Raw genomic sequence first — 26,579 nt, forward strand, 5'->3', positions numbered from 1 at the left:
CCGTGCCGCGCTCTGGAGGAACATATGCCCCCATCAGTTGCTCGCCTCGAAGCCGAGCCGATCACGCTTGAAACGGTCCGCGCCGTGGCCAAGGCCAATTTCGACGCCGGGTACCGTTTCGTGACCCTGTCCGTACACAACCTCGGCGACGGCAATCTCGATATCATCTACCACTACGACAAAAACCTGAACATGCGCAGCTACCGCCTCACCGTCCCGCTGGGGCAGGCGGTGCCGAGCATTTCGGACATCTATTTCTGCGCCCTGCTCGTGGAAAACGAAAGCCGCGACCAGTACGGCATCACATGGGACGGGCTGATCCTTGACTTCCAAGGCAGCCTCTATCTGGAAAAGGACACGCCGCCGCCGCTTCTCCGCGGCCCTTCCTGCACCCTTTCCACCGTCACCAAAAAGTAGGGAGCGCGTCATGTCCCGTACGATCATTCCTTTCGGACCGCAGCATCCGGTTTTGCCGGAACCGATCCATCTCCAGCTCGTCATGGAAAACGAAACCGTGGTCGAAGCCCTGCCCAAGCTCGGCTATGTCCACCGCGGTCTCGAAACGCTCACCACGCTCCGCGACTACAACCAGATGATCTACATCGTGGAGCGCGTCTGCGGCATCTGTTCCTGCATCCACGCCCTGTGCTTCTGCCGCGCCATCGAGCACCTCATGAACGTCGAAGTGCCGCGCCGCGCCGCCTACCTGCGCATCATCTGGTCGGAACTCCACAGGATGCACAGCCACTTGCTGTGGCTCGGCCTTTTTGCGGACGCCCTCGGCTTTGAAAGCCTGTTCATGCAGTTCTGGAAAATCCGCGAACGCATCATGGACATCAACGAAGCCACGGCGGGCAACCGCGTCATCATCTCCACCAACATCGTCGGCGGCGTGCGCAAGGATCTCTCCCGTGAGCACCAGCGCTGGATCCTCGACGAACTGGATACCCTTGAAGCCGAAATGCGCCGCCTCGAAAAGGTGACCATGGAAGACTACACCGTCAAAAAGCGCACGGTGGGCATCGGCGTGATGACCGCTCAGGAAGCCATCCAGCTCGGCGCCGCCGGGCCGACCCTGCGCGGCAGCGGCGTGGCTCAGGACGTGCGCCAGACGGAATACGAAGCCTTCGCGGAACTTGGGTTCACGCCCGTTTCCGTCCTCGACGGCGACTGCTGGGCCCGTACCAAAGTCCGCTTCCTCGAAGTGCTCCAGTCCATGGAAATCGTCCGCCAGGCCATCAGCCACCTGCCCGACACGGAAATCAACGTAAAGGTCAAGGGCAACCCCTCCGGCGAAGTCGTTTCCCGCGTCGAACAGCCCCGCGGCGAGTGCATGTACTACGTCAAGGGCAACGGTTCCAAGTACCTCGACCGCGTACGCATCCGCACGCCCACATTCGCCAACATTCCGCCCCTGCTCCATATGGTGAAGGGAATCCAGCTTGCCGACGTTCCCGTCGTCGTGCTTTCCATCGACCCCTGCATCAGCTGCACCGAACGGTAGGAGGAACTCGTCATGCTCATGATCAACACCATATTCCGCAACTTCCTCAAGCGCCCCGCGACGCGGAAGTACCCGATGGTGAAACGCGACCCCTTCTCCAACTACCGGGGCCGTCTCATCAACAATGTGGAATCCTGCATCTTCTGCCGCATGTGCTCGAACAAGTGCCCGGCACAGTGCATCTCCACAGACCCGAAGGAAGCTTTCTGGGGGTACGATCCCTTTTCCTGCGTCTATTGCGGCATCTGCGTGGAAGTCTGCCCGACCAAGAGCCTCTTCATGCTCTCGACCCACCGTTCGCCGGTCCCCACCAAGTTCGTCGTATACCACAAGGGTACTGCCCGCGTAGCGAAGCCGCGCCTGGCCTCCGTGCCCAAGGTCGCCCCGAACGAGGTGCATTCCGAAACGCCCCCGCCCAAGGTCGTAGCCGCCGTGGAGACCCCGGCCGAAGCCCCCGTTGAGGAGCCCAAGCCCACCCCCAAGGCGACCCCGCCCGCGACCCCCGGCGGCAAAAAGAAGAAATAAGGGCCTCCGGCGGCAAGGGGCTACCGCCCCTTGACCCTGTCCGGGGGAAATGATTTCCCCCGGACCCCATCAGGGCCCAACGAAAAGCTCCCCATACGGCAAAGCCGCATGGGGAGCTTTTCGTTGGGCAGGAAGGCCGATTGTGCTCGGCCTTCTACACGGGTGAATCTTTCTAGGTCGTGTCGTTAATTAGATATAGTCTATTGAAATCATTCGATTATTTTCAGAATACAAAATAATTATTTTAATAATTTTAAATAGTTATATGTCAAACGACGACACACCCTAAAATGGGTGGCTGTGTCATAGAAAACGGTTGATGCCTTATTTCCTTGAAATTCCAAAGAAATAACCAATAAAATCCCCCAATCACGGAGCCAACCAGCGGAAATATTGGAGAAAAAGCATATATTTTCAGCATATTGCTGAAACAAGACAACCATATGCTATGACAGAGCCAAATGGGTTCCCCGCCTTCAGGCGCCGACCTCTCTTTACCCTTGTTCCCAAATCGCGGAGATACGCCCGTTTTCGAGCTGGAGCATGTGGGTAATGGCGGGGAAAATGTCGGCCTTATGATGGGTGACGAGGATCATCTGCACGCCCTGCCGCGCAAGCTGGTTGAGCAGCGTGAAAAACTCATTACGTGATGGGGCGTCGAGGCCTGAGAAGGGTTCGTCAAGCAGCAGGAGATCCGGCTCCCCGGCAAGGGCGCGGGCAAGGAGCAAACGGCGGAACTCCCCGGTCGAACAGGAACGGATCGTCCGTTTCGCCAAAAATTCCAGATGCAGGGATGCGAGGATAGCCGCAACCTGCGCCCGTTCCTCCCCGGAGGGTTCACGGTACACGCCCACGGAATTGTCGATGCCCGAAAAAACCAGCTCCTCGCCCGTGATGTCGTAGGTATAGGTCGCCTGCTGGCGATCCGACACCAGACGGACGCCTTTGCGCAGCACTTCGAGCCGATCCACAACGCCGCCCTGCCGGGGCAGTTCGCGCACGATTTCGCCCCCGTAGGCCACAATTTCGTCGCCCGCCAGCAGGCGCAGCAATGTGGACTTGCCCGCGCCGTTGCCGCCGAGCACGGCCCAGTTCTCACCGGGATTGATGGTCCAGTTGATGTCGTGCAGCACGGGCACGCGATCAATAAACACCGACGCGTCCTTAATGGTGATGCGGGCCGAACATCCCCGGATGCCTTTCAGCTCAGGGGCACCGGCAACCGGAACCGGTTCCTTTTCCGGCTCCGCCGCCGTTTCCAGCATGGGGCCGTCCACGGCCTTCCCGTTTTCCAGCACGATCTGGCGGCTCAGCCAGCCGGGGAGCGTTTCGGGGCGATGTGTGGTCATGACCAGCGTAGACAGCTCGGAGGCGCGTCCCAGCGCGTCCAGAAGGGTGCTGCGCGCCCGTGCGTCCAAACCGTCGGTCACTTCATCCAACAACAGCACTTCCGGCTTGCGGACAAGGGCGCGCGCCACCAGCATCAGCCGAAGCTGCCCTTGGGACATGGCTGTTACGGGCTTTTTCAACAGGTGCACGCCGCCAAGAAGACGCACGAGCTGATACGCCGTTTCACACATTTCGGGCGTAGGCTGCTGCGCGATGTAGATCGCATCGGAAAACCCGCCGAGCACCAGCCGCTCGCCGTCCACCCGCCATTCCTGATGGACAACCCGCTCCTGCTGCATGGCCGACACCAGCGACGTCACCTTGCGCCCCGTAAGCGGGGACGGATCCTCCCCTTCCGGCCCATGCCAGAGCACCCGCCCGGCGCGCCGGTGATCGATCTGATCCGGCCACTGCTCGCCGCGCAACAGCCGCAGCAGCGTGGACTTGCCCGCGCCGTTGCCGCCGCGGATGACGGCATGCTCCCCCTTGTAGAGGGTAAGGTTACAATCGTTCAGGATATGCCGCTCCGTACCCGGATAGGTCACAAACACATGCTCAACTTCAATGAGAGGGCGACGCGAAGGTTCCACAATACGCTCCAAAGGGTTGCAAAGAAAAAAGAGAACCCTGCGATTCCCTTTCATGCCAATGAGATAAAAAAACAAGGCCCCGTCATGGGATCTGTTTGTTTGGCCGTGCCCTAGGCCGTATCGTCATTTGACATATAACTATTTAAAATTATCTAAATAATTTTTTGCAACTTAAAAAATAATATAATAATTTCAATAAATTATATCAAATTGACGACACAACCTAGAAAATGGTTGATCCTACTTTCTTGAAGGGCTGTGCCATAGGAAGCGGTTGATGCTTTTTCTTTGAAGTTCCAAAGGAATAACCGGCAAAATGCCTTAGCCGAGGATTCCGCCAAGGGAAAAACTGGAGAAAAAGGCTGTATTTTCACCATACTGTGGGGAACAAACAAGCACATACTGTGACCGCGCCATTTGCTTTATATCCACAATATGGTGAACATGCCGTTTTGATCCGCTTTTTCCGCCGCTAGGCTCCATACCGAGCCCTTTTGTCAATTATCTCTTTGGAACTTCAAGAGATACACTTTCAGCCGCTTCCTGCGGCACAACCAAAAACAACGTCTTTCCACCGCCTTCGCACCTTTCCGGCACGGCAACCGCCCTATTGGAAAGGTTGTGCCATAGAAAATGGTTGATGCCTGCTTTCTTGAAGGGCTGTGCCATAGGAAACGGTTGATGCTTTTTTCCTTGAAGTTCCAAAGGAATAACCGGCAAAATGCCTTAGCCGAGGATTCCGCCAAGGGGAAAACTGGAGAAAAAGGCTGTAGTTTTTACCGTGCTGTAGAGATGAAACAACCACATACGATGACAGGGCCAAAGGAATAACCCATAAAGTGCCCAATCATGGAGCCCCTCAGCGAAAAAACCAGATAAAAAGTATCTATTTCCAGTACACTACAAAAACAAAGCAACCATATGCCGTGACAGAACCTCTTGAAACTCCAAAGGAAAAACCAATACAATGCCGGCCATAGGGCCCGCCAACGGAACCATTGAAGAAAAAGGCCGTATTTTCATCATACTGCGAAGATGAAACAACCACATTCCATGACATAGCCGTTGGAAAAAGGGGACAAACAGCCAACGCCCCTTTTGCCTTTCCGCAAAACGGGACTCCCGCCGCGCGGCCTCCCCACCAGCCGAAAGTCTTTGGAGGGAGAGGGGTGGGTTTGGGAGGGGAGAGGGAGCCTTTCTTCAGAAAGGGGGCCTCTCCCCTCCCAATCTCCTCCCAGCCTTCTAAAAACCGATCTCGCGGGGCTTCCTGTTCTCAAAAATGACGCTGGACGTGTAGCCGTAGGAACGGGCATAGGCTTCCAGCTTGTCGAACGCATAGGCGGGCGTGTTCGGGCAATGCGCATCAGACCCGAAGCTGATCTTCACCCCCAGCTCCGAAGCCAGCTCCATGATCGCCGGGTGAGGATAAATCTCATTGCACGGCTTGCGCAGCCCGGCGGAGGAAACCTCCATCGCCAGCCCGTTGTCGCGGATAGCCGTCAACGCCTCACGGATCAAGGCAAGGCTCTCCGGCATGGCGAGCCATTGATGGAACACGTCCACGGAATACAGCTTGATGATGTCGGGGTGCGCGGCGATGTCCACCAGCCCGCTGCGGGCCATATCCGCCAGCGTACGGAAATAATTTTCATAGCGCGTATGGCACTGCTGCGGGCTGATCTTCCAGTCGTCCTGCGTGAAGTCGAACCCCCACGAACCAAGGAAATGGATGCCCCCGATGATGTAGTCGAACGGATACGCCGCAACGGCGGCCTCCATAAAGGCCCGCTCGGAGGGGAACCAGTCCAGCTCCATGCCGAGCAGCACCTTGGGCGAACTCGACAAGGCGCGGAGCTGCATGACCTCACTGGCGTAGCGCACGAAATTCCGGCGCAGATGTTCCCGGTATTCCACAGGGTAGGAATACGCTTCGGGACGGGGGGAATGCTCGGAAAAGCCGTATACGGCAAGGCCGCGCTCCTTGGCGGCGGCATACATCTCGCCGACGGACGCCTTGCCGTGGGACGCGTTGGTATGGTTATGAACGTCTGCAACTATCATGGCCTGACTCTCGTGGTTTGTTTTGGCCCCGCCGAAAAAACGGGAACGCCGCGCCGCAGCGCGCATCGGCTACAGTTCAAGGAAACAAAGCCGATGTCAAGCACGGAACGGCTATTTATCCAACGAGCCGTACTCGCTTCCATTGGGGGCGTACCGGGCCCAAGGCTCATAGCCCGCCGAGAAGGGCGTTTTTTCCGGTTTGCTCCCCCCGAACGAAAGCCGGGCAAGTTCCGCCGCGGCATAGGCAAACTCCGACGTCACCCAAGGCTTATGGACGGCCCCTTTCACCCGCCCCACAAACTCGGCGTTCCTGCGCTGATATTCGGGAGAAAACCAGCACAGGAAGGGAATATCCAGCATATGCTTCGAGGGATCATTGGCTATTTGCCCGCGTACCGGGCGCGTATCATACACTTCCTGCCCATGATCCGAAAAATACACCACAAAGGCGTTCCCGCCCTTCCGTTTTACGGCATTGATGATGCCGGACACGATAAGATCCGTGTACAGTATGGAATTATCGTACGTATTGACATACCGTTTTGCGCTTTCCGGCCTCCACGGTTTTGTGGGGATGTCGTCCGTGGAAGAAAACACGCCGAATTCCGGGGGATACCGCAGCGCATACGTCAGGTGGGAGCCCATCAAATGGATAAAGACGGCCTTACGCTCCACCGCGTTGCCGAGCACCTTTTCCAGTTCCGGCAGCACCACCGCGTCATAGCTCACGCTCCGGCCCTCATCACGGGCCATATTGAGGAACGAAACATGCTTTGCGTCTTCAGCGAACAGCCGTACCCCCGTAGCCCCCTCCACATTCACGGCCTGATTGGAGATCCAGTATGTCGTAAATCCCGCGCTGTTCAGAAGGGTCAAAACGGATGGGCTGCTCAGGATGGAATCGCCTTGCCGCAGTTCCGGGAAAAGGAGGACTTTCCGCAAGCTGGGGATGGTATGGGTGTCCGGGCTGATGACATCGTCAAAAATGACCAGCTCATCCCGCATGGCCTCCAGCCTCGGCGTCGTGTTCCGCTTGTAGCCATACAGGGAAAAATGGTTCCGGTTCGCCGACTCCCCGACGATGAACACATACGTGCGCGGCATGGCGGGATCGCCGTCCAGAAAAGCCACGGGAGCCAGCGACAGGCTTTGCCTCTCGGTACGTACGGCATCCACAGCCCGTATTTCATCGGCATAGCGGCAGAGGGTCGTGCAAAACTGGTATACCCCGTGGGAGGCAAGCAGGCGCGGCCCCTTGCGCACGGCTGAATAGGCGATGGGGATGCAAAGGATTAAGAGCAATACGTGTACTGGAGAGAGAGAGAGAGAGAGAGAGAGAGAGAGAGAGAACGTCTGGCCCGTACCGCCTTCACAAGGAGGAAAAACGGTATCACAAAAACGGCCGCGAGAATGAGCGCATTGGGGATAGAAAAAAAGTCCGTGACAAATTCCCTCGCCTCATTGGAGGTCGTCTCAAAAATGGACTGGATCGCAAAGGTTGATATGGGGGCGCGGTACAGCAGGATATGCACGACATTGGCGAGGGTGACGGCAAGAAAGGGCACGAACGACAGGATGAGGAACCCCACGCCAAGCACACCGGGAAGAAACATCACAGGCAGCGTCAACAGGGTATCGAGCAGCAGCGAACGCAGCATGTCGGAAAGGGGAAACCAGCGCAGCGTGGCCCCGAATGAAATCAATCCCGTCAACAAAGAAAAACCGGCAAAGAAGAGATAAATCCAGCCCCAGTTCCGAAGCTGCTCCCAAAAGGCTTTTTCCAAAAAGAACCGCTTTTGACTTTTGCTGACCCTCACTGGGCACCTCCGCATAGATATAATCCCTCTCAGGACTATCTCTAACGCGGACGATTTTCCAGCAAAAAAAGGCGCCCTCCGCAGAGAGGCGCCTTTTCCGTCCCATAGCCTCAAACGCCGGGCTTGGCGCTTAAAGGGACTTTACGAGGGTATGGCCGTATGCGGCCACGCTCAAACCTTCGCGGCGGTACGGAGATCCGCGACGGCGTCGGTGCGTTCCCACGCAAATTCAGGGAGTTCACGGCCAAAGTGACCGTAGCAGGACGTTTTCTTGTAGATGGGGCGGAGCAGATCGAGGCGTTTCGTGATGTGGTAGGGGCGCAGGTCGAACACTTCGCGCACGGCCTTGGTGAGCACTTCGTCCGGGATCTCGCTCGTGCCGAGGGAGGACACCAGCACGGACACGGGCTCGGCTACGCCGATGCAATACGCGATCTGCACTTCGCAGCGCGGGGCCAAACCGGCGGCGACCACGTTCTTGGCCACATAGCGGCCCATATAGGCGGCGGAACGGTCGACCTTGGAGGGGTCCTTGCCGGAGAAGGCGCCGCCGCCGTGATGCCCAGAACCGCCGTAGGTATCCTGAATGATCTTGCGCCCGGTCAGGCCGCAGTCACCCATAGGGCCGCCGACAACGAAACGGCCCGTGGTGTTGATGAAGATTTCGCAATCCTTCTCATCGAACAGGCCGGAGGGTTCCAGCACAGGGCGGATGACGGTGCGCTTCACGGCTTCGATGATGTCGGCCTGGGAAGCGGACGCGGCATGCTGCGTGGATACCACCACGTTGTTGATGCGGATCGGCTTGCCGTCGACGTATTCAAAAGAAACCTGCGTCTTGCCGTCGGGACGGAAAAAGTCCACCAGGCCGTCCTTGCGAACCTTGGTGAGCTGCTGCGAAAGCTGGTGCGCCCAGTAGATGGGGGCGGGCATCAGGGTGGGGGTCTCGCTGCACGCGAAGCCGAACATCATGCCCTGATCGCCGGCGCCCTGATTTTCCGGGTCCTCGCGATCCACACCCTGCGCAATGTCGCCGGACTGATGGTCGATGGAGGAAATAACGGCGCACGTCTGCCAGTCAAAGCCCATTTCGGAGCTGCTGTAGCCGATTTCCTTGATGGTTTCGCGGACGACCTTCGGCAGGTCGGCATAACCCTTGGTGCTGATTTCACCGGCGATGACGGCCATGCCGGTCGTCACGAGGGTTTCGCACGCCACACGGGAATTGGGATCCTGTTCAATCAGCGTGTCAAGGATGGCGTCGGAAATCTGGTCGGCGACCTTATCGGGATGACCTTCGGTCACGGACTCGGACGTAAAGAAATATCTGCCTTTTTCGGGCTGCATGGGGTAGCTCCTTCATCGGACGGTGCAACGTGCGCCGCCTGTAAATTGACCTTGTTCCATCTTGATATGCCGGATGCGGAATCTCCGAGCATCTATATCAAGGTATCCAGATATACACATACAGTTGCCTTTTTACCATGACGCTTTCCCGTTGTCCAGTACCTGCGGCATGATTTCCTTTCCCGGAACCCGCCGTCATCCCGGAGGATCGCCCCATAAGGCCCTTTATGGCCCAAAATCCGGTTGACCTCCCTCCCCGCTCCCGGCACACTTCCTCCCCGTGAGGAATTTGCCATGAATCCGGCCTATCAGGGACAACTCGATGTTTTTTGCGCCGCCTATGCGGTCATCAACGCCATGCGGCACATCAACGCCACGCGGCTGCTCGCCTGCCGATCCATCCTGCACGAAGCCTTGCTCGACGCCGCACGTGACGAGGAATCGTTCCGTGCCCTCCTCGATCAGCGGACGGATTATGTGGACTGGGTGGATTCCATGCTGGCACGCTTGGAAAAACAGGGCTCGCTGCTGACGGCCCGCCCCTTTCCGACCCATTTCCCCGGTCCGGGCGCACCTTCCCCCGCCGCCCTCTGGGACGCCATTGCCGACTGGCTGCGGCGCGGCGAACGCAACGCCGTACTGCTCCAGTTCGTACGGAGCCTATACCCCACGGAGGCGGTGATACGGCATTGGACTTGCTGCAATGATGTGGCCGGCGATACGCTCATGCTGTTCGATTCCAGTATCGAGCCCGGAGCCCTCCATCAGCTTCCCCGTGAGAGCCTTATTTCCGATCCTGCGGAAGACGGCCCCGGCAAAATCCTCATCGTCCCGTACACCATCCGGTTCCTCAGGCCGCGGCTTCAGGGAGGGCAAAGACGGCGGTAGAACGGATTGCCTTGCAAGGCCCGCCATTCCAGAGGAATCCAGCTTCGGGAACGTTGCGGGGCAGGGAGCCGATCAGAGCAAAGGATGAGGGAGGGGCTTTGTGCCGACAAGCTCAGGGAGAGAAGGCCTTTCGGGAAGCCCCTGTCATGGAACGTGGATGTTCCATCTCTACCCATGCGAAGATACAGCTTTTTCCAGTTTTCCCATTGGCGCACGCCGCGCCTAAGGCATTTTGTCGGTTATCTATCGGGAGTTTCAAGAATAAAAAGAACCGTCAGCTTTGGCGGAGCCTTCAGAAAAATGCCCTTTCCAGCTCGTTAGACCTAATTACAGCCAATCCGCTATAACCCAGCGGCAGTACCGAGGAGAAGACAATGGCAATAGTATTGCGCGCCAAAACAGCGGGATTCTGCATGGGGGTAGGGCTTGCCCTGCGCAAGCTCGATCAGGCCATCGAGGAACACAAGGCCCGCAGTTCCGGCAGGCTGGTCATGCTCGGCCCCATCATCCACAACCCGCAGGTCATGGATACGTACATGCGGCAGGGGGTCATCCTCGCGCACTCGCTTGACGCCGTACAGCCGGGGGACACCGTCATCATCCGGGCGCACGGCATACCGCGAAAAGACGAGGCGCGCCTGCTCGGCCTCGGGGCGCATGTCCTTGATGCGACATGCCCTAAGGTCAAACAGGCGCAGCTCGCCATCGACGAGGCCACCCGGCGGGGGACTTCCCTCTACCTGTTCGGCGAGGCCGAACACCCGGAAGTGCAGGGGCTTGTCTCCTACGCCAACGGCCCATGCCTCGTATTTGGGAGCTTAAAGGAACTGAAAGAAAAACAGACGTTCAAAGATACCCACGACGTAGTGCTGGCGGCCCAAACCACGCAGGAACGCGAGGAATTTGAAGCCATCAAAAAATTGCTTGCGGAAAGGCACGCCCTCACCGTGCTCGAAACCATCTGCGACGCGACGCGGAAGCGGCAGCAGGAAGCGCTGATGATTTCGCAACAGGCTGAGGCTATGATCGTCGTAGGGGGGAAAACCAGCGGAAACACGCGCCGTCTGGCCGATGTGGCGGAAAGCTGCGGCATTCCTGTGTGGCACATTGAAGTGCCGGAAGAGCTTCCGCGCGAAGAGCTGAAGCGGTACGCTTCCATCGGCCTCACGGCGGGGGCTTCAACCCCCAGAAGCATCATCGACGCCGTTCAGGAATCGCTCAATTCCCTATAAACTTTGCTGTGTCCTAGACCGTGCTGTTATTTTACATGTAACCATTTGAAAATATTGAAAAACAATCTTTTTCGTAACTTTTAAATAGGTATTAATTTCAATATATTATGTCTAATTGACGACACAGCCTAGAAAATGGTTGATGCTTTTTTCCTTGAAGCTCCAAAGAATAACCAGCAAAATGCCTTGGCTATGGATTCCGCCAAGGGGAAAGCTGGAGAAAAGGCTGCATTTTCACCGCGCTGTGGAGATGAAGCAAGCTCATATCGTGACAGCGTCTAAACTTTTCGGGAGGGCCGCCCAACGGCGCCCTCCCGCTGATGAACACGAACCGGACAGCCGTCCAGCCGGGTTAAGCGCGCACCGTGGAACCCATGCCTTCAGCGGGTTCCAGACGATACCCCATTTCCAAGGCCATCTTTTCCAGCGGCGTCACATTGCCGGTGGTCTTCATGATGTGCATGAGCGTTTCGGCACCGAGCTTTGCGCCGGTGTCATAGGGGTTCACTTCACGCAGAAGGGTCGAATAGGGCTTCCCGACAGCCTGCGCGATAGCCTTAGCACCGATAGGGCTTTCGAGAACGAGATCATGGACAGTGGTGATAAGATCGTTCGACATGGTTTTCTCCTGCATAAAGCATACGTTTGAAAGTTGATGGCAGGTTGCTTTGCGAACAGTGGCCGTTTCCGGCCGGCTTCAACCGGAGCACCTCCGGCAACTCACTTCTGGCAAAAAAATAGCTTTTCCGTAAGGAGTATCATAGGAGTACTTATATCAAAAAACCTCACATGAGAGGGAGTATTCTCATGGCAAAAACGATGCGAACCGCCTGTACTCCCCCCAATTACGCCCTCGGAACCTTCCTACCCCCTTGAGCGTACCCCGTAGTGGGATCGAGAAAAATCACTTGATTTTCTTACAGGTTAGAATCAAGGGCCTCATTCGCGGGCATATAGCGAAGCCCTTTCGCCATCTGTTTATGGGGGAGTACTCCCCCATGTACTCCCCCCTTTTTCCCCATTAGAGGAGATCTTCATGGCAACTTTCTTCCGACACTACAAAAACCGTTATTATCAGCTCGTGGGAGAGGCCCTCGACACACGAGATGACACCCTCGTTATCGTTTACCGCACGCTGTACCCCTCCGAGTACTCCCTCTTTACCCGTCCCAAAGAGGAATTTTTCGGCTCGGTGCGGCGTCCCGACGGCTCCAAATGCCTCCGTTTCACCCCCGTCGAATATGCCGCGCTGCCCAAAGACGCCCGCGCCCATGTTGTCCGTGAGGTAGAAATCTGGAGGTAAAAAATGCCGCGGGGGAGGCGATAGACATTCCAAAGGAGCCCTCACCTTTCAAAACCGTCCCTCTTTACCCGTCCCAAAGAGGAATTTTTCGGTTCAGTGCGGCGTCCCGACGGCTCCGAGTGCCTCCGTTTCACCCCCGTCGAATATGCCGAACTGCCCGAAGACGCCCGCTCCCATGTTGCCCATGAGGTAGAAATCTGGAGGTAAAAATGCCGCGGGGAGACGGTAGACGTTCCAAAGGAGCCCTCACCTTTCAAAACCGTCCCTCTTTACCCGTCCCAAAGAGGAATTTTTCGGTTCGGTGCGGCGTCCCGACGGCTCCGAGTGCCTCCGTTTCTCCCCTGTCGAATATGCCGAGCTGCCCGAAGACGCCCGCGCCCATGTTGTCCATGAGGTAGAAGTCTGGAGGTAAAAATGCCGCGGGGAGGCGGTAGACGTTCCAAAGGAGCCCTCACCTTTCAAAACCGTCCATAAATGGAACGGAATGACGGCACAGCGGCGGAACCTTGCCGCCCCCTTTCCAAGTACTGTAAAAGGAGGCCAAGTCATAAAAAATGGCTGATGCTTTTGGCTGCGCCATAGGAAACGGCTGATGCTTTATTTCTTGAAATTCCAAAGGAATAATTCATAAAATGCCCCAATCATGGAGCCCGCCAGCGGAAAAATCAGATAAGAGTTTCTATTTTCAGCATATTACAAAAACAGTCATATACTCTGACAGAGCCATATTTTTTCCCTGAGGCTCCAAAGGGATAACCGGCAAAGTGCCTTAGCTAAGGATTCCGCCAAGGGGAAAACTGGAGAAAAAAGCTACATTTTCACCGTACTGTGGAGATGAAACGACCATAATGCTATGGCAGAACCTAAAAATTAGGCCCTGCCATAGCATTATGGTTGTTCCCTTCTCAGCAATACACTGAAAAGTATATGCCTTTTCTCAATTTCTCCGCTGACGGGTTCCATGATTGGGGGATATTATTGGCTATTTCTTTAGAACTTCAAGATAAGGCATCAACCGTTTTCTATGATGCAGCCAAAAATTTACGATTTTTAAAGTTTAGGTCACGCTTGCTCCGGCATTGAACAGCGCAAATACATTGCGCTTATGCCTTCACAGCGGCCTCCTGCTTCCCGCAGCGGAAGGGTATTTTCAACGTGAAAACGCTCTAAAAAACGGTTCCGTACCCGGCAAAAACCGGATACGGAACCGTTTCTTTTTAAACGTGTTGAAAAGCGTATGCCCCAAGCCCTGCGAAGCCCCGCCGGGCGGATCGGGCACACGGAAAATCCTTATCGCCGCCCCATCCCGCCGCCTTGCCCATCGGGACGAACCGGGCACGCGGGAGATTCCCCATCAAAGAGGTTTCCTGGTGTGCCCTTGGGACGGACAGAGCCCGCGGAAGGCTTCACCTGCCGCCGCGGGCCCCCTCCTACAGCTTGATGCCGCGCACGGCGTCAAGCGTCTTGGCAAAGTCCTCTTCGGTATGGGCGAAGGACACCATCGCCACTTCAAAGGCGGACGGGGCCACGAAGATGTTCCGTTCGCGCATGGCGCGGAAGAAACGGGAGTACATCTCCGTATCGGAATTCTTCACATCCTCAAAGTTGCGGAGCGGCCCGTCGGAGAAGAACACCGTATACATGGAGGCAAGGCGGTTGACCGTCACGGGCACGCCCTTGCCGCGCAGGATGGATTCCAGCTCGGCGGCGAAGGCTTCCACGCGGGCCTCAAGCGCGGCGTAATCGCTGGACTTCAGCACGGAGAGCGTGGCGATGCCCGCGGCCATGGCGAGCGGATTCCCGGAAAGCGTCCCGGCCTGGTACACGTCCCCTGCGGGGGCCACACGGCTCATGTACTCGCGCTTGCCGCCGAACGCCCCCACGGGCAGGCCGCCGCCGATGATCTTGCCGAGGGTGGTCAGATCGGGCGTGATGCCGAAACGGGTCTGCGCCCCGCCGTATTCGGCGCGGAAGCCGGTGATAACCTCATCCATGATGAGCAGGGCTCCGTGCGTGTCGCACAGGGCCCGCAGCGCCTTGAGGAAGCCTTCCTCAGGCAGCACGAGGCCCATGTTTCCGGCAATGGGCTCCACGATGATCGCCGCGATGTCCTTGCCGTACAGGTGGAAAATGTCCTCGACGGCCCGCACGTCATTATAGGGGGCAAGCAGGGTGTCGCGGACCGTGCTTTCCGGCACGCCCGGCGTGCCGGGGATGGAAAGGGTCGCTACGCCGGAACCCGCGCTGGCGAGGAAGGGATCGGCATGCCCATGATAGCAGCCGATGAACTTCAGCACCTTGGTGCGCCCGGTCACGCCGCGGGCAAGGCGCAGGGCGGACATGGTCGCCTCCGTGCCGGAGTTCACCATGCGCACCATATCCATGCCGGGGAACGCATCCACGACCATGCGGGCAAGTTCGACCTCGGCGGGGCAGGGCGCGCCGTAGCTGGTGCCCTTTCCGGCGGCTTCGGCTACCGCCTTGGTCACTTCGGGATGGGAATGCCCAAGCAGCATCGGCCCCCACGATTCCACGAAATCGATCATCTCCTGCCCGTCCACGGTGGTCACGTGGCTCCCCTTGGCGGAAGCGATGAACAGCGGATCGGCCCCCACGCCGAGGCAGGCGCGCACGGGGCTGTTGACGCCGCCGGGGATCAGTTCACAGGCTTCCTTAAACAGTTTTTCCGAACGAGTCGTCTTCATAATCTCCTCAGAACATTGGGTTAAGCGGCAAGCGCCGCTGTCTTCGCATCAAAAAAGGCCGCCCTTCCGGGCCAGCCGGCTTAAAAATACGTCATGGACGTTTTCTTCAATTCCTCAAGGCTGTCAAGCACGGCGTACTCGTCAAGCGCCGTCTCGCGCCGCAATTCCTCAATGACCTGACGGCATTCCTCCTCGCTGCGCCCGTGAACCATCGTATACAGCGTATAAGGCCAGTCCGGGGCCGAAGTCGGGCGGAAATACACATGGGAAATGCGCTGGTTCTTGGCAGCCACCTCGCCGATGGCGTCGCTGTCGGCCTCATCGACGATCCATGCGACCATCGCGTTGTGCGTCCAGCCGGTCTTCTGGTGTTTGATGCTGGCCCCAAAACGGCGGATGGCGCCGTCTTCCTTCATGCGGCGCAGAAGGTTCAGCACCGTTTCCTCATCAGTCCCCACTTCGCGGGCGATGTCCGCATACGGGGTCAGGGTGTCGGGAAGCTGGAACTGGACAATGCGCAGGATGGCGCGCTCGGTGTCGGTAAAAGCTGTGCTCATGGTCGTCCTTAATGTTCGTTGTCGCCGGTGGTGATGAACAGCGGCTTGATCTCGTCGATGCGCCGGATGCCCGCATGGGTTAGCACGATACGGAACCGCTCCAGATCGGAGCCGCAGCGGTGGGTGATCTTGCGCACCATGTCCATATGGTAGACCTTGTCGCCCCCCACCGCATCGTCCATACCGCCCTGAGGTTCGTCAAGAACTTCATCGGCATGCCGCAGAAAGTCCGAAATGTCAAAGCGCGAGATGTCCAGCAGCAGGTTCTTGCCCTCGTGGAAGGGATCGGGCAGCTCCTTGATGTCTATCCGCTTTGAATAATACAAAATGTCTTCATTGTGGAACGCATTCAGGATGTCCACGAAATGCGTCCTGTTCCGCAGGACGCGCACGGCCTTGGGGAGCTTGTCCCAGTCCGCGAACCGGAACTGCTCGACGCAGTGCCCCAGACGCCTGCCATAGCCGTCGCAGACGCGCAGCACCCGATCGGGGATCCATTTGCCGAACGCCTTGAACAGCTTGTGCTTGAGCACATCCTTGATGCGCTCGCGGCAGATGTAGGCGAAGACGGCAATCACGAAGATCGGCGCGCTGAGGGCCCCGGCCCCTTCCCACAGGAGCGTCACGGTCAGCGCGAGGCTCATGGCCACCGCCGCGATCAGGCTGTACAGCGCATGTTCCAGCAGGGAATTTCCAGAGTGCCGCTGCACGTTCAGGAACAGCGGCATGTCCACGTATTTCTTGAGCACCCCCCAGCGGAATACGGGCAGCTCGTTGTCGCCGGTCTTGGTGGGCATGCTTTCGGGGTAACGGTAGCGGCGGTAGGCGCGCTGCGCCCCGAAACACGCCAAAATGTATGTGGAACACTTATGCACTGGCGAAAGGCGGCGCACGATCTCCCCAAGCGTCCTCGTCGTGATGATGGACAGATACTCGTCGCAATACAGGAACGCCGGGGCCCGCAAAAGGTTTTGCGCCTCCTTCGCCCTCCTGCCGAGCAACTTGCGGTAACGCTTCAGACAGGCCACCGCCAGACGGGTCAGATTATAGGCGGCCCGAGTCCGCTTGTTACCGTCCTCAATAGCCAGCACCGCGTTTTTCCGTGCCAGCAGGGACACCCGAAAGGCGATGCAAAACAGTTTGAGGCTGTCCTCATAGCGTTCACGGATCTCCGGCGTATTTTGCCAAAGCAAATCGTCAAGCAGCCTGGAACAGTCCTCCAGAATATCCGGAACCTGTTCCGGCAGCGTCAAATCAATGATTTCCTCACCGCCGCCCTCCTCCGCCTCCAGTTTCCGCAGAACCGGGGGCAGTTCGCCGCCAAGCAGCGACTCCAGCGGACGGATGGGCACGCCGAGCCGGATATAATTCTTGAGGCTTTGCTGATAATCGGTCGCCGTATAGCTCCAGCGGTTGATCTGAAGGCTCTGCGGGAAGAAAAACCACGTTTCCACAAGATAGTGCAGCTTCCTGTCCTCCAGCGGGCAGGACACCTGCTGGCGGATTTCAAAGCGGCGCTTGCCGATGGTTCTGACCGCTTCGGCAAGCAGGGAGGCGTTGGGGCGGCGACGGCGACGGACAATGGAGTAGGACATAATAGGGCTCTGGGAGGTTCACTTGACCATAGCCAAGGGCACAAACAAGATCAAGCGCACTCGATTGCGCCTCACTCCGGCGGAAATCAAGGCTTTATGGAATGCCGGAAACAGGCTACAACAGGCGGGCCGCCGTTCGTGACGCCCACGCCGACGCCCCCGGATGCCCCTTATCCGGCCTCAACCGCTTTGCCCCGGAGAACCCCATGCCCACGCCAACGCTGCATGATCCCAAACTCTGCCAAGCCCTGCTCCGCCGCCTCGAAGACCTCCTCGACCGCCCCATGCGGTTTATGGAAGTCTGCGGAACCCATACCGTATCCATCTTCAGGGGCGGCCTGCGCACGCTCCTTCCCGAACAGGTCACCCACCTCACGGGGCCGGGCTGCCCGGTCTGCGTGACCCACGACCGCGAAGTCGCCGCCTTCCTCAAGCTGGCCGAACAGCCGAACGTCATCATCGCCACCTTCGGCGACCTGATGCGCGTCCCCGGCCCGGACGGGCGCTCCCTCAAGCACGCGCAGGCCGACGGAGCCCGCGTATCCGTCATTTATTCCCCGCTCGACGCCCTGGCCCTCGCCGCCGACAACCCCGACGCCACAGTCGTTTTCCTCGGCGTCGGCTTTGAGACCACCGCCCCGGCGGTCGCGGCGACCGTCCTCGCCGCCGAGCAGCGCAAGCTGGACAACTTCGCCGTCTTCTCCTGCCACAAGCTCGTGCCCCCGGCGCTTGCCGCCCTGCTCGGCGATCCCGACAACGGCATCGACGCCTTCCTGCTGCCGGGGCATGTGTCCACGGTTCTCGGCCTTTCGCCGTTCCGCTTCGTAGCCGAAGACTGGAAGCGCCCCGCCATCGTCGCCGGGTTCGAGCCCGCCGACATCCTCGACGCGCTCTGCCGCATGGCCCGCCAGTACCGCGAGGGCGAATTCAAGGTCGAGAACGCCTACCCCCGCGCCGTCAACGACGACGGCAACCCCAAGGCACGGGCCATCCTGTCGCAGGTGTTCAGCACCGCCGACGCCCTCTGGCGCGGCCTCGGCGCCATCCCCGGCAGCGGCCTCGCGCTGGCTCCGGCCTACGAGCGCTTCGACGCCCTCGCCCGCCTCGGCCTTTCCCTGCCCGAAACCAAGCCCCTGCCCGGCTGTCGCTGCGGCGAAGTGCTCAAGGGCAAGATGCCGCCCAACGAGTGCCCCCTGTTCGGCAAGGTCTGCACGCCCGCCAACCCCGTCGGGCCCTGCATGGTCTCTACCGAAGGGAGCTGTTCCGCGTATTTCAAGTATGGGTTGTATTGATGGGAGTTATTGGGGAAGGGAGGGAAAACTTTTCTGAAGAAAAGCTTTTCCCTCCCTTCCCCAAACCCCATCCCTCCCTTTCCAAAGACTTTCGTGCTTATCGAATCTCTTTTGCCAGCATTCCCCGTAGGCGGATATCGTGTACTTTCTCCCGCCGAGGCCAAAACCCATCTATAGGCTCCCTATAGACGGATACGGCAAAGGGACAGGCTGGAGCCATGCGGCAACAAACGTTGCGTCTTCTCATCGCCAAGGACAGCCCCATCCCTCCCTTTCCAAAGGCTTTCGTGCTTATCGAATCCCTCTTGTCAGCATTCCCCGCAGGCGAATATCAGTGTACTTTCTCCCGTCGAGGCCAAACCCCATCTATAGGCTCCCTATAGGCGGATACGGCAAAGGGACAGGCTGGAGCCATGGGCAACATTCATTGTCGGTAGAAAACGTTGCGCCTTCTCCTCGCCAATGACAGACCCCATCCCTCCCTTTCCAAAGGCTTTCGTGTTTACCGAACCCCTCTTGCCAGCATTCCCCGCAGGCGAATATCAGTGCACTTTCGCCCGCCGAGGCCAAAACCCATCTACAGGCTCCCTATGGTGGATGCTGGCAAAGGGACAGGCTGGAGTCATGCGGCAACATTCATTGTCGGTAGAAAACGTTGCGTCTTCTCATCGCCAAGGACAGCCCCATCCCTCCCTTTCCAAAGACTTTCGTGCTTATCGAATCCCTTTTGCCAGCATTCCCCGTAGGCGAATATCAGTGCATCTTCTCCCGCCGAGGCCAAACCCCATCTATAGGCTCCCTATAGGCGGATACGGCAAAGGGACAGGTTGGAGTCATGCGGCAACATTCATTGTCGGTAGAAACGTTGTGCCTTCTTCTCACCGAGGACAGCCCCCATCCCTCCCTTTCCAAAGGCTTTTGTGTTTATCAAATCCCTTTTGCCAGCATTCCCCGTAGGCGGATATCAGTGTACCTTCTCCCGCCGAGGCCCAAACCCATCTACAGGCTGCCTATAAGCGGATACTGGCAAAGGGACAGGCTGGAGCCATGCGGCAATATTCCCTGTAGGTAGATACCATTGCGCCTTCTTCTCACCGAGAACAGGCCCCATCTACAGCATTCCGCAGAGGTGGATATCAGCAAGATGGTGTTTGGGGGATTGCAAAAAAATGGAATATCGGCCTTTTATCCCGACAGCGCCTTCCGAGCGCACCTCATCTGTGCATACCTTTCTCTTTCATTGTAAAAACAACATAATAAAATATAATCCATATATCTTGGAAAGCTGCGGTCAGGGATTCGATAAGGTCAAAAGTCTTGGGAGGGGAAGGGGGAGGTTTGGAGGGGGAAGGGGAACCTTTCTCCAGAAAGGTTCCCCTTCCCCCTCCAATCTTTCACCCATCTACCGTTCGACGCCGGGCCGAAGCTGACAACGGACACGGATGTCCCGGCCCCCGCGCCCGTACTCGTCGAGCGTGGCAAACAGCTGGGCCTCGGTAACGTCGATTTCGGGAGACGCGGAAACAAAGGCGGCCTGTTCACGGAGAAGCGCGCACGCCTCGGCCTTGGCCTCTTCAAGCGTGTAGCGCCGTGTAATGGACTTGCGGATTCCGAGGCTCGGAACCAGCAGCACGCCTGCCGCCGTGTCCGCAAACAGATCAAGGCTCGCTGTGGGGCGGGTGAGCGCCGCACCAATGGCGTTGGCGACAGGGCCAAGCACGGGATCGCCGAGCGTCTCCACGGGAATCCCCAGAGCGTCCCCAAGCAGAGGGGCCACCGCCTCGGCTGGGCCGCCCACAAGCACGGCGCGGGCAGGACGGACGGCGCGTTCCTCAAGCAAGGCCGCCAGCGTGTACACGGGACGGCTGTTCACATCATCGAGCAGCGAACGCACGGCGGAGGCGACGCGGGAACGGGCATAGTCCAAAACCTGCCGCGAGAGGGATTCCGCACGCAAGCCGTGGGCGGCGGCAAGGGATTCCACACCCGCGCGTGACGCGGCGACATCCCCGGCGTCCGCATGCCCAAGCACGTTGAGGCAGTCGAGGAACGTAGGGCCGTCCGTCCCGCCGAACGCCAGCGCGGGCCCCTTGCGCAAAGGGCCAACCTGAACGCCGGACGTGACCGTCACCTGAGAATCCCCTCCAAGCCCGATGGAAACGGACTTGAGCGCACGCACGAGCGTGGAGCGGCCGTTGACCGCCAGATCGTCAGGCGACAAGACCGGCTGCCCGGCGGCAAGCAAGGCTATGTCCGTCGTCGTTCCGCCCATGTCGAGCACAAGGGTATCTTCGGAGCAGGACGGCATCAGGGCCATCATGCCCATGACGCTGGCGGCGGGGCCGGAAAGCAGGGCTTCCACAGGCCGCTTGCGGGACACCGAAAGCGGAATGGCTCCCCCGTCGGCCTTCAAAAGATAGGCTGGCGCGCCGATCCCCATGTCCCTCAGGCTGGCTTCCACAGCATCCGCGAATCGGTTGTGCAACGTCCAGACCGCCGCGTTCCAGTAGGCCGTGGCGATGCGGCGCGGGAAATTCAGACGCCCGGACAAGCGATGCCCAAGCGCGATCACCGGTTCCGGGCCGTCCGCGAAGGCTTCACGTATGACCTCCGCCATCGCGTCCTCATGCGCCGGGTTGCGGGTCGAAAATTTGGCGACGCAGGCGAACGCGGTCAGCCCTTCCTCCCGCCATTGGGCCACAACGCGGCGGATCGCCTTCAAATCAGGAGGCACGACTTCCGTTCCCCGATGATCCACGCCGCCGGGCACGAGCGCCGTATGGCTTCCCAGCCCGAACCAGCCCGGATCAAGGCCCGGCCCCGCGCTGATCAGCAGTCCCACAGGCGCGCAGGCATCCTGCACTACGGCATTCACGGCGAGGGTCGTCCCGAACGTCGCCCGACTCACATCCGCCGGAAGCGCCGCCCCCGACTCGAACAGCGCGTGCAGGGCCTCCCGTGTGGAAACAAGCAAATCCTGATGGTTGGTGGGAACCTTGACGGACGCGAGCAGCGTCCCGCCGCGCAACAGCACGGCGTCGGTATGCGTCCCGCCCATATCCAGCCCGAGCACGACCGTTTTTTTCCTTTCTTCTGACACGTATGGCCTCCTGAGGCGCCTGTTTCCAGAAACGGATCGCCGCGCCCGGTGCAGCGTAACGCAAAACCCCGGCGCAGGGAAACCCCGGCCGCCCTTGCCAAACGGCCCCCCCGACCCTATACTTTCCCCTATTACAAGGAAAAGAACCGGATCGGCAACCGATCCGGGATCGGTCGCAACACCAAAGGAGAATACTTACGTGACCAGCCAACTGAAGACATTCATGTTGCTCGCCCTGCTTTCCGGCCTCATCATCGTTCTCGGAGGCGCCCTGGGCGGCAAGACGGGGATCGTTATCGCTTTCGGCCTCGCCCTGATCATGAACGTGGGGAGCTATTGGTATTCCGATAAAATCGTCCTGAGGATGTATCAGGCCCGCGAACTGTCGGAAAGCGAAGCCCCCATGATCTACAGCATGGTGCGCGAGCTGGCCGCCAACGCCCAGATCCCCATGCCGCGCATCGCCGTGGTTCCCGAAGAAGCCCCAAACGCCTTCGCCACGGGCCGCAACCCCGAAAACAGCGTGGTCGCCGTCACGGAGGGCATCCTGCGCCTGCTGTCCCCGGAAGAGCTCAAGGGCGTGCTTGCCCATGAAATCGCACATATCGCCAACCGCGACATCCTGATCCAGACGATCGCCGGGGTCATGGCCTCGACCATCGTGTCCATCGCCAACTTCATGCAGTTCGCCGCCATCTTTGGCATGGGCCGCAGCAGCGAAGACGGCGAAGAAGGCGGCGGCAACCCGCTCATGGCCATCGTGCTCGCCATCCTCGCGCCCATCGCGGCGTCGCTGATCCAGTTCGCCATCTCCCGCTCGCGCGAATACCTCGCCGACGCCAGCGGGGCGCGCTACTGCGGGCAGCCCCTCGCCCTCGCCGCCGCGCTCGGCAAGCTCCAGTCATGGAACCAGCGCATCCCCATGCAGAACGGCAACCCCACCACGGCGGAAATGTTCATCGTCGCCCCCCTCTTCGGCGGCGGCATGGCCAAGCTGTTCAGCACCCATCCCGACATCAACGACCGTATCGCCCGTCTCCGCGAAATGGCGGGCGTCAGATAAAAAAACTCCGGCGGGCAGGGGCATTGCCCTTGCCCTTCCGGGGAAATGCGCCTTGCCTGCCCCGCCGGGCCCTGCCTGTGGCTGCTTCCCGCCCGATGCCCCCCTCAAAGTGAGCCGCTCGAACGCTTTCCGGCAAGGCCAGCACTTTCACCGAAATACACGGCCCTGTCGTTCATATTGCGCTTTCTCCACGCCTCAAAAGAAGACAAGGAAAGACCAGCTCACTCCAAATACGGCAGGCCGTTTTCCTCCCGCCCCAAAAAGAGAGGCCCCTGTCATAGAATATGGTTGTTTCATCTGCACAGTATGGTGAAAAGAGAGGCTTTTTCTCTCATTTTCCCGTTGATGGACGCTATGGTTGGGGGATTTTATTGGTTATGCCCTTGGCATTGAGAGAAATAAAGCATCAACCATTCCCATGACCCAGCCAATGAGAGAGGTTCCGTACCCGGCACGAACCGGATGCGGAACCTTTTTTATCCCCGGACAATCAGGCACTCCCTTGGCAGCAGGCCGAAAGGGATATGATCCTTTCCTCCGCTCGAACGCCCCTGAATGCTCCCTTTTAATGGGCGTGGGCGCCACCTGTTCGGCCTCTCCTCGAAGGGGCGCACAAAAAAACAGGGACGCGGCGGAGGGCATTTTTCCTTCTTCATGGGGGGTTCCCCTTTCCAGCCGCTTCTATCATCCTTGACGCTGGGCGCATATTCCGGTAGCGAAACAGGCCCTTCGGAAGCATTTTCCGGGCGGCGGCCCCGGCGGGAATGATATGTCCCCGTTTGGGTGGACAAGTTGAAAAGCCCCACTAGGACTCTCACCTTGGTCTGCCCCCTGTCCACTTGACGGGGGACAGGCCAGAAGCTGCGGGGCCTTCCGGGAGCGATTCCCAAAGCCGTCCGCCATCCATCCTGAATCATGGCTTTTTCGGTGTTCCTTGGAGTAAACGATGCAATATGGGAGCCTTTCGATAGGTCTGGCGCTTGCGGCCTGCCTCGGCATTTCCGGGTGCGGCGAAAAAAGAACCCTTGGCGAGGAACCCGTGCCGGTGCAGCGCTCCGAATGCGACGGCATTTTTGTTCTCGCGCCCGCGTCATATATGCAGTATATTCAGCACAACGAAGCGACGCTGTTGGCTTCGGAAGGCCGCTATGAGGATCTCCCCGTCTTCTGTACGGAAGAAATGGCCCGGATGCTCGAAGAACGGCTGGAGCACGATCATAAACTCCTCCCCGGCCTCTGGCGCGTGTACCGTCTTGAGGGCGTATGGGAAGAGGATGTCGTGGAAGTGCGGCCCGGCGAATGGCGCATGCGGCGCCCGGCCCAGCTCGTCGCGCTTTAGGCATTTTGAGATTTGATGACATCCCGCTCCGAAGCGGAAGTATGAAACCAACATTTTTGCGTTTTTTGAGGAGACGATATGGCAACAGCACACCGTTGTGGATGGGTAGCGCTGATGGGGCCGCCCAATGCGGGCAAATCCACCCTTACCAACGCCCTTGTGGGCCAAAAGGTGGCGATCGTCACGGCCAAGCCGCAGACGACGCGCAACCGCATCGTCGGCATCCTGACCCAGAAGGATGCCCAAGTCATTTTTATGGATACGCCCGGCGTGCACGCCCTGCGCGGCCAGACAAGGGGCCAGCTCGGCAAGATCATGGTTCAGTCGGCGTGGCAGAGCTTCGCGGTGGCGAACTGCATCGTGCTCGTCATCGACGGCGATTTGTACCTGCGCAAGCCCGATTTTATGGAGCGCGATCTCGCGCCCCTTATCCAGCCCCTGTCCGAAGAGGAACGCCCCGTCATCGTTGTGGTGAACAAGGTCGACCTGTTCCATGACAAGTCGCGCATGCTGCCCCTGCTGGAATCCGTGGCCCAAATGTTCCCGAAGGCGGAGATCTTCCCGGCGTCGGCCCTGCGCCGCAACGGTATGGAACAGCTCCTTGAGCTCATCCGCTCCCACCTGCCCGAAGGCGAAGCGCAGTTCCCCGAAGATCAGCTTTCCACGGCTCCCATGAAGTTCATGGCCGCCGAGATCATCCGCGAGAAACTTTTTGAAAAGCTGTATCAGGAAGTCCCCTACTCCGTCGCCGTGGACGTTGAAGTGTGGGACGAAGAAGACGACCGCGTGCTCATCCACGCCGCCATCTACGTAGCGAAGCCTTCGCATAAGGCCATGGTCATCGGCCGGGCCGGGGAAGGCATCAAGGCCATCGGCACGGCCGCCCGCAAGGAAATCCGGGATCTGGTCGATAAAAAGGTTCACCTCGAACTCTGGGTCAAGGTTCGTGAGGACTGGGTCGATGACCCGCAGTTCCTGCACAGCCTCGGCTTTGGAGCTGAAGCGGAGTACTAGCCCATGAATCCGTCAGAAACAGCAGCGCTTGGGGAACGCCTCGAAGCCGTGCGCGAGCGCCTCGCCGGGGCCGCCCGCATCGCGGGGCGCAAGCCGGAAGATGTACATCTCATTGCCGTGTCAAAGCTCCATCCTGTGGAGGCCATCCTCGCGGCATACGGGTTCGGACAACGGGTTTTTGGCGAAAATTACGTGCAGGAAGCGCTTGCCAAGCAGGAAGCCCTTCCCGATCTTGATGTGGAGTGGCATTGTATCGGCCACGTCCAGACCAACAAGGCCAAGGACGTCACCGGGCGTTTCGCGCTCATCCACACGGTGGACAACTTGAAGTTCGCCGAAACGCTGGCCCGCCGCCTGCCTGAGGACATTCCGGTACAGCGCGTGCTCCTTCAGGTCAACATCGGCAACGAGCCGCAGAAGGCCGGCGTAGACGAGCACGATCTGCCCGCCCTTGCCGAAGCCGTCCTTGCGCTTCCGCGCCTTGAAGTGCGCGGCCTGATGTGCCTGCCCCCGTTCTTTGACGACGGCGAAGCCGCCCGGCCCTATTTCGCCCGGCTCCGCGAGCTGCGCGACGCCCTTGAAGCCCGCCTCGGCATCAAGCTGCCTGAGCTTTCCATGGGCATGTCCGGCGACTGCATGCAGGCCGTCGAGGAAGGCGCGACCCTCGTCCGCGTCGGGACAGACATTTTCGGCCCCCGGCCTGTGGAGGCGTAGGAGAGAGAGAGAGAGAGAGAGAGAGAGAGAGAGAGAAGATTTGGAGGGGGAAGGGGAAACTTTCTAAAGAAAGTTTCCCCTTCCCCCTCCAAGCCTCCCCTATCCTCTTCAAAGACTTTCGACTGGTGGGGAGGTTACGCGGCGGGAGTCCGTTCCGGCGTAGGACTTGTTAAGGTTGCAAGGCTCAAAGTACATAATGTTACGTAGGTTGTTTCGTTATTTAACATGTAGTTATTTGAAATTATTTAAAATATTTTTGAGGCTTAAACGTGATTAAATAGTTTCAATGGATTATATCTAATTGAAGACACAACCTAAAAGCCCTGAACATTTTTGTTCAGGGCTGTTTATTTTTGGCTGTGCCATAGAAAACGGTTGATGTTTTTTTCCTTGAAGTTTCAAAGAAATAATCAGCAAAATGCCTTAGCCTTGGATTCAGCCAAGGGAAAAACTGGAAAAAGGCTGTATTTTCACTATGCTGTGGAGATAACGGCCACATACCATGACAGGGCCTTATTTTTCAATAGGAATAGCCGCCAAGAGG

General features: G+C 58.6%; 26 protein-coding genes. 13 read left to right on the forward strand and 13 right to left on the reverse strand.

Annotated elements, in window-relative coordinates:
- The first annotated feature begins 24 nt into the window (after positions 1 to 24).
- Genes ACZM8Y_RS01890 through ACZM8Y_RS01900 form a run of 3 tightly spaced genes read left to right on the forward strand, consistent with a single transcriptional unit; the run spans position 25 to position 2,029 of the window.
- Positions 25 to 417 carry an NADH-quinone oxidoreductase subunit C gene (locus ACZM8Y_RS01890; protein ID WP_302552994.1) on the forward strand — a complete coding sequence of 131 codons (393 nt, stop codon included), beginning with the start codon at positions 25 to 27 and terminating at the stop codon, positions 415 to 417.
- 10 nt (positions 418 to 427) lie between these two features.
- Positions 428 to 1,504, forward strand: coding sequence for a hydrogenase large subunit (locus ACZM8Y_RS01895; protein ID WP_302552995.1), 1,077 nt, complete (start codon positions 428 to 430; stop codon positions 1,502 to 1,504).
- 12 nt (positions 1,505 to 1,516) lie between these two features.
- Complete coding sequence (locus ACZM8Y_RS01900; protein ID WP_302552996.1) at positions 1,517 to 2,029, forward strand: 4Fe-4S binding protein; 513 nt, start codon at positions 1,517 to 1,519, stop codon at positions 2,027 to 2,029.
- A gap of 494 nt (positions 2,030 to 2,523) precedes the next feature.
- Here ACZM8Y_RS01900 and ACZM8Y_RS01905 read toward each other — a convergent pair whose 3' ends face one another.
- The 6 genes from ACZM8Y_RS01905 to metK all read right to left on the reverse strand — a co-directional run bounded on the left by ACZM8Y_RS01905 (position 2,524) and on the right by metK (position 9,233).
- A complete protein-coding gene (locus ACZM8Y_RS01905) occupies positions 2,524 to 4,008 on the reverse strand; it encodes an ATP-binding cassette domain-containing protein (RefSeq protein WP_487480075.1) in 1,485 nt (494 codons plus the stop codon).
- Between the two features lie 501 nt (positions 4,009 to 4,509).
- Positions 4,510 to 4,677 (reverse strand): hypothetical protein, encoded by a 168-nt coding sequence (locus ACZM8Y_RS01910; RefSeq protein ID WP_489501527.1) that lies wholly within the window; start codon positions 4,675 to 4,677, stop codon positions 4,510 to 4,512.
- Positions 4,678 to 5,250: 573 nt separating this feature from the next.
- Complete coding sequence (locus tag ACZM8Y_RS01915; RefSeq protein WP_302552999.1) at positions 5,251 to 6,069, reverse strand: histidinol-phosphatase; 819 nt, start codon at positions 6,067 to 6,069, stop codon at positions 5,251 to 5,253.
- Between the two features lie 111 nt (positions 6,070 to 6,180).
- On the reverse strand, positions 6,181 to 7,371 hold the full coding sequence (locus tag ACZM8Y_RS01920; RefSeq protein ID WP_308770848.1) for a sulfatase-like hydrolase/transferase: 1,191 nt from the start codon (positions 7,369 to 7,371) through the stop codon (positions 6,181 to 6,183).
- Positions 7,362 to 7,853 (reverse strand): hypothetical protein, encoded by a 492-nt coding sequence (locus tag ACZM8Y_RS01925; protein ID WP_489501529.1) that lies wholly within the window; start codon positions 7,851 to 7,853, stop codon positions 7,362 to 7,364. Before ACZM8Y_RS01925 ends, ACZM8Y_RS01920 begins: the two co-directional genes overlap by 10 nt.
- Before the next feature lie 204 nt (positions 7,854 to 8,057).
- Positions 8,058 to 9,233: a methionine adenosyltransferase gene (gene metK / locus ACZM8Y_RS01930; protein ID WP_302553002.1), complete on the reverse strand. Its 1,176-nt coding sequence runs from the start codon at positions 9,231 to 9,233 to the stop codon at positions 8,058 to 8,060.
- A 294-nt stretch (positions 9,234 to 9,527) separates the two neighbouring features.
- Here metK and ACZM8Y_RS01935 point away from each other — a divergent pair, with 294 nt between their 5' ends.
- The 3 genes from ACZM8Y_RS01935 (at position 9,528) to ACZM8Y_RS01945 (ending at position 11,635) form a co-directional block, all read left to right on the forward strand.
- On the forward strand, positions 9,528 to 10,121 hold the full coding sequence (locus tag ACZM8Y_RS01935) for a hypothetical protein (RefSeq protein WP_302553003.1): 594 nt from the start codon (positions 9,528 to 9,530) through the stop codon (positions 10,119 to 10,121).
- 374 nt (positions 10,122 to 10,495) lie between these two features.
- Positions 10,496 to 11,353, forward strand: a complete 858-nt coding sequence (gene ispH, locus ACZM8Y_RS01940; RefSeq protein WP_302553004.1) for a 4-hydroxy-3-methylbut-2-enyl diphosphate reductase — start codon at positions 10,496 to 10,498, stop codon at positions 11,351 to 11,353.
- 135 nt (positions 11,354 to 11,488) lie between these two features.
- Complete coding sequence (locus ACZM8Y_RS01945) at positions 11,489 to 11,635, forward strand: hypothetical protein (RefSeq protein WP_487480072.1); 147 nt, start codon at positions 11,489 to 11,491, stop codon at positions 11,633 to 11,635.
- Positions 11,636 to 11,705: 70 nt separating this feature from the next.
- Here the strand turns inward: ACZM8Y_RS01945 and ACZM8Y_RS01950 are convergent, their stop codons facing one another.
- The gene (locus ACZM8Y_RS01950; protein ID WP_005028417.1) at positions 11,706 to 11,972 is read right to left on the reverse strand and encodes a phage regulatory CII family protein; all 267 of its coding nucleotides are present in this window, start codon (positions 11,970 to 11,972) and stop codon (positions 11,706 to 11,708) included.
- Positions 11,973 to 12,389: 417 nt separating this feature from the next.
- Between ACZM8Y_RS01950 and ACZM8Y_RS01955 the strand changes: the two genes are divergently transcribed.
- Positions 12,390 to 12,656, forward strand: coding sequence for a DUF1653 domain-containing protein (locus ACZM8Y_RS01955; RefSeq protein WP_482330607.1), 267 nt, complete (start codon positions 12,390 to 12,392; stop codon positions 12,654 to 12,656).
- Between the two features lie 253 nt (positions 12,657 to 12,909).
- On the opposite strand, the gene ACZM8Y_RS01960 is transcribed toward ACZM8Y_RS01955, so the two are convergent.
- The 4 genes from ACZM8Y_RS01960 to ACZM8Y_RS01975 all read right to left on the reverse strand — a co-directional run bounded on the left by ACZM8Y_RS01960 (position 12,910) and on the right by ACZM8Y_RS01975 (position 17,513).
- On the reverse strand, positions 12,910 to 13,038 hold the full coding sequence (locus tag ACZM8Y_RS01960) for a hypothetical protein (RefSeq protein WP_489501530.1): 129 nt from the start codon (positions 13,036 to 13,038) through the stop codon (positions 12,910 to 12,912).
- 1,048 nt (positions 13,039 to 14,086) lie between these two features.
- Positions 14,087 to 15,361: a glutamate-1-semialdehyde 2,1-aminomutase gene (hemL, locus tag ACZM8Y_RS01965; RefSeq protein WP_308770853.1), complete on the reverse strand. Its 1,275-nt coding sequence runs from the start codon at positions 15,359 to 15,361 to the stop codon at positions 14,087 to 14,089.
- Positions 15,362 to 15,441: 80 nt separating this feature from the next.
- Positions 15,442 to 15,918 carry a siroheme decarboxylase subunit beta gene (gene ahbB / locus ACZM8Y_RS01970; protein ID WP_302552969.1) on the reverse strand — a complete coding sequence of 159 codons (477 nt, stop codon included), beginning with the start codon at positions 15,916 to 15,918 and terminating at the stop codon, positions 15,442 to 15,444.
- Positions 15,919 to 15,926: 8 nt separating this feature from the next.
- Complete coding sequence (locus ACZM8Y_RS01975; RefSeq protein ID WP_482330606.1) at positions 15,927 to 17,513, reverse strand: hypothetical protein; 1,587 nt, start codon at positions 17,511 to 17,513, stop codon at positions 15,927 to 15,929.
- 206 nt (positions 17,514 to 17,719) lie between these two features.
- Here ACZM8Y_RS01975 and hypD point away from each other — a divergent pair, with 206 nt between their 5' ends.
- Complete coding sequence (hypD, locus tag ACZM8Y_RS01980; protein ID WP_482330615.1) at positions 17,720 to 18,805, forward strand: hydrogenase formation protein HypD; 1,086 nt, start codon at positions 17,720 to 17,722, stop codon at positions 18,803 to 18,805.
- A 1,402-nt stretch (positions 18,806 to 20,207) separates the two neighbouring features.
- On the opposite strand, the gene ACZM8Y_RS01985 is transcribed toward hypD, so the two are convergent.
- Positions 20,208 to 21,905, reverse strand: a complete 1,698-nt coding sequence (locus ACZM8Y_RS01985; protein WP_479860097.1) for a hydantoinase/oxoprolinase family protein — start codon at positions 21,903 to 21,905, stop codon at positions 20,208 to 20,210.
- Between the two features lie 199 nt (positions 21,906 to 22,104).
- On the opposite strand from ACZM8Y_RS01985, the gene htpX reads away from it, so the two are divergent.
- The 5 genes from htpX (at position 22,105) to ACZM8Y_RS02010 (ending at position 26,035) form a co-directional block, all read left to right on the forward strand.
- Positions 22,105 to 22,968: a zinc metalloprotease HtpX gene (gene htpX / locus ACZM8Y_RS01990; protein WP_302552972.1), complete on the forward strand. Its 864-nt coding sequence runs from the start codon at positions 22,105 to 22,107 to the stop codon at positions 22,966 to 22,968.
- Positions 22,969 to 23,252: 284 nt separating this feature from the next.
- Entirely contained in the window at positions 23,253 to 23,390 is a 138-nt protein-coding gene (locus tag ACZM8Y_RS01995) for a hypothetical protein (protein ID WP_487480070.1), read from the forward strand.
- Positions 23,391 to 23,914: 524 nt separating this feature from the next.
- On the forward strand, positions 23,915 to 24,307 hold the full coding sequence (locus tag ACZM8Y_RS02000; RefSeq protein ID WP_302552973.1) for a DVU_2496 family lipoprotein: 393 nt from the start codon (positions 23,915 to 23,917) through the stop codon (positions 24,305 to 24,307).
- A 78-nt stretch (positions 24,308 to 24,385) separates the two neighbouring features.
- Complete coding sequence (gene era / locus ACZM8Y_RS02005) at positions 24,386 to 25,321, forward strand: GTPase Era (protein ID WP_302552974.1); 936 nt, start codon at positions 24,386 to 24,388, stop codon at positions 25,319 to 25,321.
- Between the two features lie 3 nt (positions 25,322 to 25,324).
- On the forward strand, positions 25,325 to 26,035 hold the full coding sequence (locus ACZM8Y_RS02010) for a YggS family pyridoxal phosphate-dependent enzyme (RefSeq protein ID WP_489501532.1): 711 nt from the start codon (positions 25,325 to 25,327) through the stop codon (positions 26,033 to 26,035).
- Between the two features lie 337 nt (positions 26,036 to 26,372).
- Here ACZM8Y_RS02010 and ACZM8Y_RS02015 read toward each other — a convergent pair whose 3' ends face one another.
- On the reverse strand, positions 26,373 to 26,534 hold the full coding sequence (locus tag ACZM8Y_RS02015; protein ID WP_489501533.1) for a hypothetical protein: 162 nt from the start codon (positions 26,532 to 26,534) through the stop codon (positions 26,373 to 26,375).
- Positions 26,535 to 26,579: the final 45 nt, after the last annotated feature.

The sequence above is a fragment of the Bilophila sp. genome (genome assembly GCF_057864385.1).

Bases quoted from the DNA above. Each gene is read 5' to 3' on its own strand.
- era (WP_302552974.1), top strand. From the start codon at position 24,386: ATGGCAACAGCACACCGTTGTGGATGGGTAGCGCTGATGGGGCCGCCC.
- hypD (WP_482330615.1), top strand. From the start codon at position 17,720: ATGCCCACGCCAACGCTGCATGATCCCAAACTCTGCCAAGCCCTGCTC.
- ACZM8Y_RS02015 (WP_489501533.1), bottom strand. From the start codon at position 26,534: ATGTGGCCGTTATCTCCACAGCATAGTGAAAATACAGCCTTTTTCCAG.
- ACZM8Y_RS01995 (WP_487480070.1), top strand. From the start codon at position 23,253: ATGGTTGTTTCATCTGCACAGTATGGTGAAAAGAGAGGCTTTTTCTCT.
- ACZM8Y_RS02010 (WP_489501532.1), top strand. From the start codon at position 25,325: ATGAATCCGTCAGAAACAGCAGCGCTTGGGGAACGCCTCGAAGCCGTG.
- ACZM8Y_RS02000 (WP_302552973.1), top strand. From the start codon at position 23,915: ATGCAATATGGGAGCCTTTCGATAGGTCTGGCGCTTGCGGCCTGCCTC.
- ACZM8Y_RS01935 (WP_302553003.1), top strand. From the start codon at position 9,528: ATGAATCCGGCCTATCAGGGACAACTCGATGTTTTTTGCGCCGCCTAT.
- metK (WP_302553002.1), bottom strand. From the start codon at position 9,233: ATGCAGCCCGAAAAAGGCAGATATTTCTTTACGTCCGAGTCCGTGACC.
- ACZM8Y_RS01960 (WP_489501530.1), bottom strand. From the start codon at position 13,038: ATGGGCGCGGGCGTCTTCGGGCAGCTCGGCATATTCGACAGGGGAGAA.
- hemL (WP_308770853.1), bottom strand. From the start codon at position 15,361: ATGAAGACGACTCGTTCGGAAAAACTGTTTAAGGAAGCCTGTGAACTG.
- ACZM8Y_RS01910 (WP_489501527.1), bottom strand. From the start codon at position 4,677: ATGGCACAGCCCTTCAAGAAAGCAGGCATCAACCATTTTCTATGGCAC.
- ACZM8Y_RS01890 (WP_302552994.1), top strand. From the start codon at position 25: ATGCCCCCATCAGTTGCTCGCCTCGAAGCCGAGCCGATCACGCTTGAA.
- ACZM8Y_RS01900 (WP_302552996.1), top strand. From the start codon at position 1,517: ATGCTCATGATCAACACCATATTCCGCAACTTCCTCAAGCGCCCCGCG.
- ACZM8Y_RS01975 (WP_482330606.1), bottom strand. From the start codon at position 17,513: ATGTCCTACTCCATTGTCCGTCGCCGTCGCCGCCCCAACGCCTCCCTG.
- ACZM8Y_RS01950 (WP_005028417.1), bottom strand. From the start codon at position 11,972: ATGTCGAACGATCTTATCACCACTGTCCATGATCTCGTTCTCGAAAGC.
- ACZM8Y_RS01955 (WP_482330607.1), top strand. From the start codon at position 12,390: ATGGCAACTTTCTTCCGACACTACAAAAACCGTTATTATCAGCTCGTG.
- ACZM8Y_RS01945 (WP_487480072.1), top strand. From the start codon at position 11,489: ATGGTTGATGCTTTTTTCCTTGAAGCTCCAAAGAATAACCAGCAAAAT.
- ahbB (WP_302552969.1), bottom strand. From the start codon at position 15,918: ATGAGCACAGCTTTTACCGACACCGAGCGCGCCATCCTGCGCATTGTC.
- ACZM8Y_RS01895 (WP_302552995.1), top strand. From the start codon at position 428: ATGTCCCGTACGATCATTCCTTTCGGACCGCAGCATCCGGTTTTGCCG.
- ispH (WP_302553004.1), top strand. From the start codon at position 10,496: ATGGCAATAGTATTGCGCGCCAAAACAGCGGGATTCTGCATGGGGGTA.
- ACZM8Y_RS01915 (WP_302552999.1), bottom strand. From the start codon at position 6,069: ATGATAGTTGCAGACGTTCATAACCATACCAACGCGTCCCACGGCAAG.